The 10760-nt window shown below is 47.6% G+C and carries 11 protein-coding genes; 9 read left to right on the top strand and 2 right to left on the bottom strand.

All coding sequences use genetic code 11. The features are described 5' to 3' along the window. The first annotated feature begins 122 nt into the window (after positions 1 to 122). From hisE to BUA34_RS11020, 9 genes are all read left to right on the top strand, one after another. A complete protein-coding gene (hisE, locus tag BUA34_RS10980; RefSeq protein ID WP_014545870.1) occupies positions 123 to 383 on the top strand; it encodes a phosphoribosyl-ATP diphosphatase in 261 nt (86 codons plus the stop codon). Next, positions 380 to 1219: an ATP phosphoribosyltransferase gene (gene hisG, locus BUA34_RS10985; protein WP_014545871.1), complete on the top strand. Its 840-nt coding sequence runs from the start codon at positions 380 to 382 to the stop codon at positions 1217 to 1219. The genes hisE and hisG overlap by 4 nt, the downstream gene beginning before the upstream one ends. Continuing rightward, positions 1220 to 2083: an EAL and HDOD domain-containing protein gene (locus BUA34_RS10990; protein ID WP_072829505.1), complete on the top strand. Its 864-nt coding sequence runs from the start codon at positions 1220 to 1222 to the stop codon at positions 2081 to 2083. Further along, complete coding sequence (gene recR, locus BUA34_RS10995; protein ID WP_254794437.1) at positions 2038 to 2676, top strand: recombination mediator RecR; 639 nt, start codon at positions 2038 to 2040, stop codon at positions 2674 to 2676. Before BUA34_RS10990 ends, recR begins: the two co-directional genes overlap by 46 nt. Next, positions 2673 to 3320, top strand: a complete 648-nt coding sequence (yihA, locus tag BUA34_RS11000) for a ribosome biogenesis GTP-binding protein YihA/YsxC (RefSeq protein ID WP_072829509.1) — start codon at positions 2673 to 2675, stop codon at positions 3318 to 3320. Before recR ends, yihA begins: the two co-directional genes overlap by 4 nt. Continuing rightward, complete coding sequence (locus BUA34_RS11005; protein ID WP_083579775.1) at positions 3301 to 4209, top strand: MlaE family ABC transporter permease; 909 nt, start codon at positions 3301 to 3303, stop codon at positions 4207 to 4209. Before yihA ends, BUA34_RS11005 begins: the two co-directional genes overlap by 20 nt. Positions 4210 to 4212: 3 nt before the next feature. Beyond that, positions 4213 to 5037 carry an ABC transporter ATP-binding protein gene (locus BUA34_RS11010; RefSeq protein ID WP_072829511.1) on the top strand — a complete coding sequence of 275 codons (825 nt, stop codon included), beginning with the start codon at positions 4213 to 4215 and terminating at the stop codon, positions 5035 to 5037. Between the two features lie 44 nt (positions 5038 to 5081). Next, positions 5082 to 6113: a dihydroorotase gene (gene pyrC, locus BUA34_RS11015; RefSeq protein WP_072829513.1), complete on the top strand. Its 1032-nt coding sequence runs from the start codon at positions 5082 to 5084 to the stop codon at positions 6111 to 6113. Between the two features lie 172 nt (positions 6114 to 6285). Then, positions 6286 to 6900, top strand: a complete 615-nt coding sequence (locus tag BUA34_RS11020) for an OmpA family protein (protein ID WP_072829515.1) — start codon at positions 6286 to 6288, stop codon at positions 6898 to 6900. Positions 6901 to 7022: 122 nt separating this feature from the next. Here the strand turns inward: BUA34_RS11020 and BUA34_RS11025 are convergent, their stop codons facing one another. Together BUA34_RS11025 and BUA34_RS11030 are read right to left on the bottom strand one after the other, a co-directional pair. Beyond that, positions 7023 to 9053, bottom strand: a complete 2031-nt coding sequence (locus BUA34_RS11025; RefSeq protein ID WP_072829517.1) for a hypothetical protein — start codon at positions 9051 to 9053, stop codon at positions 7023 to 7025. A gap of 18 nt (positions 9054 to 9071) precedes the next feature. Continuing rightward, positions 9072 to 10718: a potassium channel family protein gene (locus BUA34_RS11030; protein WP_072829519.1), complete on the bottom strand. Its 1647-nt coding sequence runs from the start codon at positions 10716 to 10718 to the stop codon at positions 9072 to 9074. Positions 10719 to 10760 lie beyond the last annotated feature (42 nt).

Here is a 10760-nt window from a genome sequence, read left to right on the forward strand (position 1 = left end):
GAAGCCCACACATCAGCGGGCATGACAAATCAACGATATTCTCATCATTTTCACTAAAAGCATCGACACAAGCAACTCCTAAATTTTTATCTTTGGGCTTGTAAAACTAAAGAGGTCTAATTATGACGTTTGAAGAAATGTACGCACTGGCCTGCCAGCGCAAGAAAGACATGCCGGAAGGCAAGGGCACCACGGAACTCTTCAAGAAGGGTCCGCACGGCATCGGCAAGAAGCTCGTCGAAGAAGCTGCCGAAAGCTGGATGGCCGCTCGCTTTGAATCGCGCGACGCTCAGTGCCTCGAACTTTCTCAAGTGCTCTACTATGTTGCCGTCATGATGGCAGAAAAAGGTCTCACCCTCGAAGAAGTGTACGCTAAACTATGATTAAGGTAGCTCTCCCCAACAAGGGCATGCTCTTTGAACCGACCCAGGAACTCCTCAAGGCCTGCGGTTACAAGGCATCCAAGCCCTACAAGACTTTGACCCAGATCGATTCCAAGAACGGTATCGAATTCTTCTTCCTCCGTCCGAGCGACATCCCGATGTACGTGGGTCGCGGCATCATCGACGCTGGCATCACGGGCATCGACTTCAACGCCGAAGCGAAGAGCCCGGCAGTGAAGGTTTTGGACCTCCCGTTTGGCGCTTCCAAGCTCTGCGCTGCAGTCCCAAACGAAAGCCCGATCCAGAGCCTCGCTGACCTCAAGGATGCAACAATCGCAACAAGCTTCCCGAACATCGTGGAAAGCTACTACAAGAAGAAGATGGACTTTGTGGTGCTTGAAGGCGCTGTCGAAATTTCCGTGAGCCTCGGTGTTGCAAACGCCATCGTAGACGTTGTCGAAACGGGTACGACGCTCAAGCAGGCCGGCCTCCGTATTATCGGCGAACCGCTCTTCCGCTCTAACGCTGCCATTTTCTGCAACCCGCAGAAGACCGAACTCGAAGAAGTCAACACGCTCATCCGCCGCATCCAGGGCAAGCTCGTCGCCCAGACGTACATGATGATCGAGTACGACTGTCCCTCCGAACTTCTCTCGAAGGCTTGCGAAATGACTCCGGGTCTCGACGCCCCGACAGTGACGAAGCTCCACGGTCGCGAATGGTACTCCGTGAAGGCCATGGTGCCGCGCGAAGAAGCCAACGCCATCATGGACAAGCTCTGGGACGCAGGCGCAAGGAGCATCCTCCTGTTCGGCATCGAAAGCGCACGTATCTAAATGCAATCTCTCGCTTACTTGGCACGTCAACCGATTCTTGACCGCGAGGGCAAAATCTTCGCGTACGAGTTGCTTTTCCGCGACTCGCCAAGTAGCGATACCGCAATAATCGCAAGCGACTTGCAGGCGACCGCCCAGGTGCTCGAGAACATCTTGAACAGCATCGGGCTTACACGCCTCGTCGGTGAAAGCAAGGCGTTCATCAACTGCAGTCGCGAGATTCTTCTCGACAACTTGTTCGGGCTTTTAAACCCCGACCGATTCGTTCTCGAAATTCTTGAAGACGTTACAGTAGACGAGACACTCATCCAAGCCATTCAGCGTCACAAGTCGCTCGGCTTCGAACTTGCGCTCGACGACTTTATCATGAACGACGAATACATTCGCCGTTTCGAACCGTTGTTCGGACACGTCTCTTACGTCAAGATGGACCTCGTCGACAATTCATCCGAAGACATCGCCAGGGCGGCACAGTTTTTCAAAGCAAAAAACATCAAGTTGCTCGCCGAAAAAGTTGAAGACGAACCGACATACAAACGCTGCAAAGATATTGGCTACGATTACTTCCAGGGATTCTATTTTGCAAAACCCGAAATCGTAACAGGCCAAAAGATAGACGCCACCTCGGCGGCCATCCTTGAAATCATCAAGCTATTGCGCACGCGCCCGACACTCGAAGTCCTCTGCGATGAATTCGACAAGCACCCGGACATTTCAGCGAACCTTTTGCAGTTCGTCAATTCCGACGTACGCAACAAACCTGTCATCGAAAGCGTCAAAGGCGCCATCGCCTGGGTAGGCATGAAGCACACTCAGGAATGGCTGACGATCATGCTGTACGCGCATTTGGACACACGCTCATGAACGTTGAACCACAAAGTCTGGAAAACCTGATTTCAGAATTCGCTTCCCTCCCGGGAATCGGCTTAAAGACGGCTCGCCGCCTCGCCTACCACATGCTCTCGCGCCGCAAGAGCGATGTCGAACGCTTTGCCGACAGCTTAATGCAAGCCGCCGAAAAAGTTCACCCGTGCCCACGTTGCCATGCATTCACAGATGAAGAAATCTGCCCCACCTGCAGGGCCCGCGAAGGCGCCAAGTCTATTTGCGTTGTCGAAAAGAATTCCGATATTTTACCATTTGAACGTTCGTCTGTTCACAAAGGTCTTTACTTTGTCCTCGGCGGCGTGATTTCCCCGCTCGACGGCATCGGCCCCGAAGCACTCCACCTGCCACAGCTCGTGGAACGCATCAAGCAAGAAAACATCGAAGAACTCGTTCTTGCCTTGGGCTCCAGCCCCGAAGCCGATAGCACAGCCCTCATGATTGACCGCATGCTCGACGGCGTAAACGTCAAGCGTACCCGCCTCGCCCGTGGAATTCCGATGGGCAGTGACCTAGAATTCATCGACGAAGTTACCATGCTTCGCGCATTCGAAGGGAGAGTTTCCTTATGAGTACAAAAGAAAACATTCACCAGGCTCCCGTAGAAGTGGGTGGCTACACCATCCGCTCGGCAACGTTTGTCAAGGCCGCAGTGAACCTCAAGGGTCTCCCCCAAGACCGCCTCCCGCAAATCGCTTTCCTCGGACGCTCCAACGTGGGCAAGTCTTCGCTCATGAATGCACTCATGGGGCAAAAAAAACTCGTGAAAGTGAGCTCTACCCCCGGAAAAACGCGTGAAATTAATTTTTTTAAAGTCAATGACGAATTTTTTCTTGTAGATTTACCAGGTGTAGGGTTCGCCAAAGTCAACAATGCAAAGCGCGACCAGATGTCCGACTTTATTCGTGAATACGTCGAAAAGTGCAAGGACCTCAAAGGGCTCATCTACCTCGTAGACATCCGCCACGGAGGGACACCTATCGACATCGAAACCGTCGAAAGCATCCGTGCAACAGGTTGCCCCGTCTTGATTGTCGCAAGCAAGCGTGACAAGGTGAACCAATCAGAACTTGCCAAAGGGCTCAAGGACATCCAGCAGCGACTGGATCTGGACCACAAGCCACTTTGCGTAAGTGCTCTGAAAAAATTTGGACTTGACGAACTCTGGACGGAAATTCTAGAAGCAATTCACAGTGATGCAAGAGAAGCAACTTAAAAACTGGCAAAAGATGACTCCCATCGGGCGTTTGTTCCACACGCTCGGGATATTCATCTTGAAACGGAAAATCGGGCAACTCATCGCCTTGTTTTTTCGTACAGTTGCATCTCTCTTCGACAAAAGCCACAACTTCAAGAGCGATTCTCGCAATATCATTATGCAGACGTTCTTTACCGGCGTCGAGATATTCGTCCCGCTCTTTACCGTAGCTACGTTGTTTGGAACAATCGTCATTATCTACGTGATCTCCCTTATGGGCAGGGTGGGTTTTTCGGACATCGTCGGGGACCTCATGGTGGTGGTTATCATCCGCGAAATGAGCCCGATTATCACGGCGTTCCTGATTGCAGGCCGTACCGGTTCCTCGCTTACCACCTACATCGGCAGCATGGTTATTGATTCCGAAGTCGACGCCCTTGCCACCATGGGCATAAACCCCATCCGTTACCTTGTGATGCCAAGCGTTATCGGCGGTGCCATAGCAACCGTCATCATGAACATCATCTTTTGCACAAGCGCCATTGGAGCCGGATTCCTCGTCACGAAGGGGCTTATCTTTGTTACCGGTTTTACATCCAAATTGCAGATGATCAACATAAATGCGTCAGACTTGCAGATTACCTGGAGTTACCTATCCAATGAAATCTTAAAGGCACTGACCTTATCGGACTTTGTCTTTGTCATCTTAAAGCCTTTCGTCTTTGGAATCATCATCACGACCAACGCTTGCTACCAGGCATTGAACATTAAGCGTGATATCCGACAGGTTCCGAAGGCAACCTCCCGTTCGGTCATTACATCCTTCCTCTACATCGTTCTTGCTGACGTCGTATTCTTGATGTATTTCCTTTCTACTTACATGCAAAACCTTTCAACGATCATCTAGAATATGTTAGACGAAGCCTTGAAACTTGAAGATGTGTACCTCTCGACAAGCGAAATGTCGGGAACGCCATTCTCGGTACCAAGCGCAGTAAAATATTTTGAAAATATAAGGGCTAGCGAAAGTAACGAAGACCAATCGCTCATTGCAGGGGCAAACCTTACCTTGAAACTGGGCGAAACGATTTGTATTGGCGGCCCTTCCGGAAAAGGGAAAAGCGCTATTCTTCGTCTGATTGCAGGGCTCGCACGTCCACTCAAAGGGCACATCTATTACTTTGGCGAATACATTCCGGCAGAACGCCTCACAGCACTTGAAGTGGCAAAACGTCAAGTGGGTTACGTACTCCAGAACGCAGCGCTGATTTCAAACCTGAGAGTCATAGATAATATCGCCCTCCCGCTCCGTTACCACAAAATAGGAACCGAGGCCGAAATCAACAAGAAAGTCAACATGGCAATGGACTTGATGCGTGTCCGTAATTTTGCGACCATGTTCCCGCACGAACTCAGCGTAGGCATGCAAAAACGTGTCGCCATTGCTAGATCCTGGGTGAGAGACCCGAAGCTCCTTCTTATGGACGAACCGACCGCAGGGCTCGACAACTACAACCGCAGAAATCTCATGCCGTTGATCGACAACATGCGAACCATGTTCAAGACGTCCATCATCATCGTCACGCACGACCTTACAATTGCGAAGGAACTGGATTGCAACCTCGTATTTTTGCACAAGAAAAAGCTTACCGAACCGCACTCTTTTGATTACTGGCTCCACTCGGATAGCGAAATTTCCAAAGACCAGTTCCGCGACCTTCAATCCAATGTTTAGTTCTGAATTCAGATTTCAGAACGGACATTTTTTAGAGAAACCAAATGAATTCTTCGACTACAAACAACACCGAACTTACCCTTCCTTTACCAGACGATTTCCATGCGCATTTGCGCCAGGGCGAACTGATGCCCGGTTATGTCCGTGATCTCGTAAGCCAGTTTGGCCGCGCCATCATTATGCCGAACACCGTCCCCGCCATGACAAGCGCAGCGGCAATTGCAGATTACAAAAAGCAAATTCTCGAAGCCGCAGCCCCTGTGCGCCCGGATTTCGAACCGCTCATGACATTCAAGCTGAACCCGAACTACACGGAACAGGACTTGAAAGACATGATGGCCATAGGTGTTGTCGCCGGCAAATACTACCCCGCAGGAGTCACTACCAACAGTGCCGACGGTATCAGCGATTTTGAAGCCGTATTCCCCGTTGTCGCAATGATGGAAAAACTCGGACTCGTTCTTTGCGTTCACGGCGAAGAACCAGGTGAATTCTGCCTTGACCGCGAACCCGCATTCATCAAGCGCGTCGAAACGCTTGCCGAAAAGTTCCCGAAACTCCGCATTGTATTCGAGCACTTGAGCAGTGCAAAGTCTGTCGAAGCCGTCAAGCGCCTCCCCGCAAATGTTGCCGCCACATTCACGGTACATCACTTGATGATGACCTTGGACGATATCGTCGGCGATGCACTTCGCCCGCACCACTTCTGCAAGCCGCTACCCAAACGCCCCGAAGACCGCAAGGCCATCCGCGAAGCTGCCTTCAGCGGGAATCCCAAATTCTTCCTCGGCACCGATTCCGCACCCCACCAGCAGGGCAAAAAGGAATGTCCGTGCGGAGCCGCCGGGGTCTATAGCGCCCCAGTCGCCATCCCGCTCTTGGTACAGGAATTTGACCGCGCAGGCGCTCTCGACAAACTCCCGAATTTCATCGCGGGATTCGGCGCCGACTTTTACGGTCTACCGCGCACAACAAAGCAAATCAAGGTTGTCAAAGAATCTTGGACAGTTCCTACAATCGTGAACGGAGTTGTGCCGCTTGCCGCCGGACAAACGCTCGAATGGAAACTGAAATAATGACTTAAACCGCATTTTTCATGCAAAATGCGCAAATTTCATACAAAAATTCGTCTGAAAAGGCGAATTTTTTTTGTACATATAAAAAAATTTTTCCTTATTTGCTTTTTTTACTTATATTAGAAAAGCTAATCCAAAGGAATCATACCATATTTCAATCGGAGGTTTCATAATGAATTTGGTAAAAACAATTGGTCGTTTTCTTCCGGTAGCCCTCTCCCTCGCAGTGCTCGTAGCCTGCGGTGATAAGAAATCTGAAAAGCCAGCTCCAGTCAAGCAGCCCGAACCCGCAAAGGTCGAAGCTCCGGCACCGGAACCAGAACAGCCGGCTCCGTTTGACTTCTCCAAGTTTGCAGCCATCAAGAACAACTCTCAGGTATACTTGACCACCCGTGGCGAAGTTGAAGCATTCCTCAACGACGCATTTGCCAAGGTCGAAAATGGTCAGGCTTCTGCAATCGAATTCCCGAACGTCAGCAGCCTCTTTGAACTTGCTAGCGCAGAACTCAGCAGCGAAGGCCGCGCCATCATCGCTGAACTTGCACCGAAGTTCGCAAAGACCAACATGGAAGCCTCCATTCTCGTTGAAGGCTACACCTGCGATCTCGGCGGAGTTGCTTACAACGATGAACTTTCTCAGCGCCGTGCCGAGACAGTCAAGGCAGAAATTGCCAAGTACATTCCGGCATCCAAGATCACTGCTAAGTGGTATGGCAAGCGCATGTTCAAGAAGTTCAAGTACGGTTCTAGAGAAGAATACCGCCGCGTGAACATCCGCATCCAGTAATTCTTCTTTACGGATAAACATCACAGTTTGAAAAAGTCCCGCTCATTGGCGGGACTTTTTCGTTATAGAAAACAGAGAAAATAAAAGGCGAAAACGCGATATTGCCGCGCAGTACCATGCCATTAATATTTAAGCGAAGACATCTTGGTGATATTTCCATCGGCATCGAAAGTGATATTGAAATAACCTTTACCTTCAAGAGTGCTTATAAAAAGCGGAACGGTCTTCGATGCAAAAGAGGATTGCTTTTCAAAAGAGACATCAATGTTTTCGCCATTTAAAACAACCGACGACGCAAGCACCGCATCTTTGCTATTCAGTTCACCGAACGAGAAGAACGGATTTAGCGCCACCAAGGATCTCGGGAAATGGAATACCATTTTCTTTGAACCAACAACACTACTCAACAGACCTTCTTTTTCTTTCATTTCGTAAGAACAGCCCGTAGTCAACTGAAAGAGCGTTGCCTTGCTAAAGCGCTTACCGCCCATCTTTTTCGAAATATTCGTGCGCTTAATTTTGTCTTCATCGACCCAGATAATCAAGCTATCCGTCATGATAATCGCTCTTGCAGAAACAATATCTTCAACGCTGTTCTTTTGCTTTCCATACAATTCGTAATTCAATTGGAGTTTTCCGAAATTTGCCTTAGAATAAGGTTCGATGTTATTGATTGTTGTTTCCATCTTTTTGACCAAATAATCATCGGCATACATATCGGTCAGGTGCAAGCAAATAAACAGGCGGACATTGGAAAGGCGCTTATCGGAGCGGTTTTCAATTTCAATAGCAAGTTTATCCGAGAACGAAAGTGTCGGATTGTACGTTTGCAAATCCAAGAAAGAATGTTCCTCGAAAATCATGTCCAAGATTTTGGGCATATACTGTTCGACAAACTTCATGTCAGAAATCAAGTAATCATACACTTCCTGATTTCCACGACGGAAAAAGTGCTTTAAAATTTCTTCTTTGGCAGCGGCGTAATTTTCTTTATTGTAGGCGACCATTGCCTTTTGGAAGTTCGGCGAATAGAATCCAAAGCCTTCCATCATGGACTTGTAATGTTTCAACACGACATGGCCTTCTTTAGACTTCAGAATATAATTGCGGTAATTGTAGGAATTGTACATATCCAATAATTTTTCCGCTTCACGAGGATATTCTACAGAAGACTGGTCAAACAAAGTAGCAGCTTTCGCGTTATCGCCTTGCAGCGTGTAATAAGTACCAAGCAAAAGTAAAGCCGGTGCAGCTTTATCAGGATGTTCCTTTATGTATTGGTTCAGAATGTCGCGGGCGTTATCCGCATTATGCACATCACCGGAAACGTCTAGGCCCTTTTCTGCTTTATAAAGCAAGCAAAAAGATTTAAGCAACTGCGATTCTGAATCGGTAGGATACTTCTGCAACACGGCATTGAGCGGTTCAAGCGCACCATCAATGTCGCCATTGTTAATTGCAAGATAAGCCTTGTCACGCAACAAGCACATTTCATTCCACATCGCCAAATACTTCAAATAAAGTACAGAGTATTCACTCAAGTAATTCAAATACGCATCTTTATTTTCTTCCAGCGCTTTTTTGGCGCTCTTTTCTATTTCATCATTCTTCAAAATCTCGTTATAAAAATTTGCACCCGAAGATACACCTACCGTTGCAAGCGATAAAAATGCAGTAGGATCAAATCCTCCCGTTGCAGCAATTTGAGCAATCGGAGATGTCACATTCTTAAGATCTACAGATTTTTTTATGGCGTTCCAATAACGTTTCTTTTGCGTTTCGTTCAAATCATATTCTGCCGACCGGATTCCCTTGTACAACGGGAGCAGTTTCTTTTCTGCTTCAAGGACTTCATCCGGGATTCCGCTGTAATCTTGAGTTGCCAAAAATTGCAAATACTCAAACATGCTCTCGGTCGTCAAATAGCCATCGTTCAAAATATGGAACAAGCGAATTGTCTTTTCGAGATCAAGCGGTTTATCATCACGCTTTTGAGGAATACTTTGTTCCTCTTTTTCTGCATTTTCAAAAACAGTCTCTACAGAATCAATTTCTTTTTGAATTTCAACTTTTTTAGAATGATGCGACACCAAAAGATACGCGACAGGAATCGCGATAACGATAACCAAGAATAACAAGCAACCTTTTTTCATTTTTAGCCTTTCAAAATATTATCCGTTCATAATGTATTCAGCATTTTCAAGGATATAAGAATCCTTCATCTTCATGTCTTCTGGCAAGCGATCAAAAGGAATGATATCGTGACGAGTAAATGTTCTTTCGTCGGTCGGACCAGAGCGATACCCCATCAAAAGCATGGACATCATCCAACGGCGATGTTCAGCATCGCGTAATAGGGAATCGTCATCCGTGATTTCAAAGCAGCGTTTGCGAAGTGGCAAAGCGTTTGCACAATAAATAGCAGAAGTCTTATCGGCCTCACTCAAGCGATACCACATTTTTTCTTCGGTATCGCGAGTATCAGGATTCAGATGGCGTTCGCGAACATAATTAGCACGCTGCCCATGTTCGACACGTCTAGAATGTACAAACTCCTTCATTTCGTCAATGTCACCCATGATGCGCACATAGCCATACATTCCGCTTTCATTGATATGCTTGATGATATCGTCATTGGCTTCACGCCAATAAACAGCAATGTCGGCATTGTCGTAAACAGCACGCGGCAAATGCACAAGCGTTGAAATTGCCTTGGAGGCATCTTCCTTACAAATGCATACCACGAGACGTTCCTTGGGGCTTGCCGCTACAGCAGCAATAAAATTACGCGCCAAATCCGCTTCACAGTAAGCATCTACAAAGTTCCATTCAACATCGAGATAATCGCCTCGCGTTGTTTCTGGGTCGTGAGTAACTTTGTTACCATTCGCATCGACATAGGTGTACTTCGAAAGTCTAAAAAGTCCCATGCGAGAAACAACTAGACGGTCTACCCACTTTTCACAATCTTCATCGACAAAGGTTATGCACGTTTTTAAATTTGTTCGTTTAAAATTAGGATAATGGCACACGTTTGCAACAGCAAAAGCAACCGCCTGAGCAATGGGGCCCGTGCCAATCAGCACCACATGCAAACGTTCATTTTCAGCTTCGCGGATGGTCGGCAAAAAATCCGTTCCGACAAGCAACTGTTCCGACATGAATTCGTATTCATTAAATACGTCGACCAGCAAATGACCTTTATTCTGTTCCGGCGCCTTCAAGTACCACAGCACTTCCGAAGTCGAAGGTTCGCACAAAAGCAAATGGCAATGGATATCGCGCATCGCCTTTTCGCTAATGGTGCGCAACACCTCAATGCAATGCAAGTTACGGGAATCACGTTCCGGGCCATCTTCGCCAATCACAAGAATCATATCGGCCAGAAGCGCACCCGCATAAAGCAAATCTTCTTCGCTTTCGTAATCTTTTTTATAATGGATAAAATGGCCATCAATATCGCGGCGGCTCATGACAACAATCGGACGCTTATCGCCTTTAAGTGCCCGCAGAATACTTTTGAGCTGGTGACCCGCGCCAAGCACAAGCACATGACCGCGAACATCGACATGCTTTTTGCCTTCACGCATCGATTCCGACGTATTCTTGAAAACATTAATCATGACGCTGATAAACAGCACCGCAAAAACAACATAGCCTGATAAAAAGCCCTTCCAGCCAAGTGACTTTTCGCCAAGCACCCAAGAGCCAAGCATCACACCGGCAACAAAAATAATCAGCGACAAGCCCAGCAAAATCAAAAGTTTCTTGGCGATTCCATTCGACCATGCGCCTTTTATTAGACCTTTAAAATTCATGATACGCCCCTGATAAATCCAATAATATTATTATAGCTAATT

It is taken from the genome of Fibrobacter sp. UWB12, assembly GCF_900142485.1.
Taxonomy (GTDB): Bacteria; Fibrobacterota; Fibrobacteria; order Fibrobacterales; family Fibrobacteraceae; genus Fibrobacter.

Coding starts and splice junctions, on each gene's coding strand:
- hisE (WP_014545870.1), top strand. CDS start 123: ATGACGTTTGAAGAAATGTACGCACTGGCCTGCCAGCGCAAGAAAGAC.
- hisG (WP_014545871.1), top strand. CDS start 380: ATGATTAAGGTAGCTCTCCCCAACAAGGGCATGCTCTTTGAACCGACC.
- BUA34_RS10990 (WP_072829505.1), top strand. CDS start 1,220: ATGCAATCTCTCGCTTACTTGGCACGTCAACCGATTCTTGACCGCGAG.
- recR (WP_254794437.1), top strand. CDS start 2,038: ATGGCTGACGATCATGCTGTACGCGCATTTGGACACACGCTCATGAAC.
- yihA (WP_072829509.1), top strand. CDS start 2,673: ATGAGTACAAAAGAAAACATTCACCAGGCTCCCGTAGAAGTGGGTGGC.
- BUA34_RS11005 (WP_083579775.1), top strand. CDS start 3,301: ATGCAAGAGAAGCAACTTAAAAACTGGCAAAAGATGACTCCCATCGGG.
- BUA34_RS11010 (WP_072829511.1), top strand. CDS start 4,213: ATGTTAGACGAAGCCTTGAAACTTGAAGATGTGTACCTCTCGACAAGC.
- pyrC (WP_072829513.1), top strand. CDS start 5,082: ATGAATTCTTCGACTACAAACAACACCGAACTTACCCTTCCTTTACCA.
- BUA34_RS11020 (WP_072829515.1), top strand. CDS start 6,286: ATGAATTTGGTAAAAACAATTGGTCGTTTTCTTCCGGTAGCCCTCTCC.
- BUA34_RS11025 (WP_072829517.1), bottom strand. CDS start 9,053: ATGAAAAAAGGTTGCTTGTTATTCTTGGTTATCGTTATCGCGATTCCT.
- BUA34_RS11030 (WP_072829519.1), bottom strand. CDS start 10,718: ATGAATTTTAAAGGTCTAATAAAAGGCGCATGGTCGAATGGAATCGCC.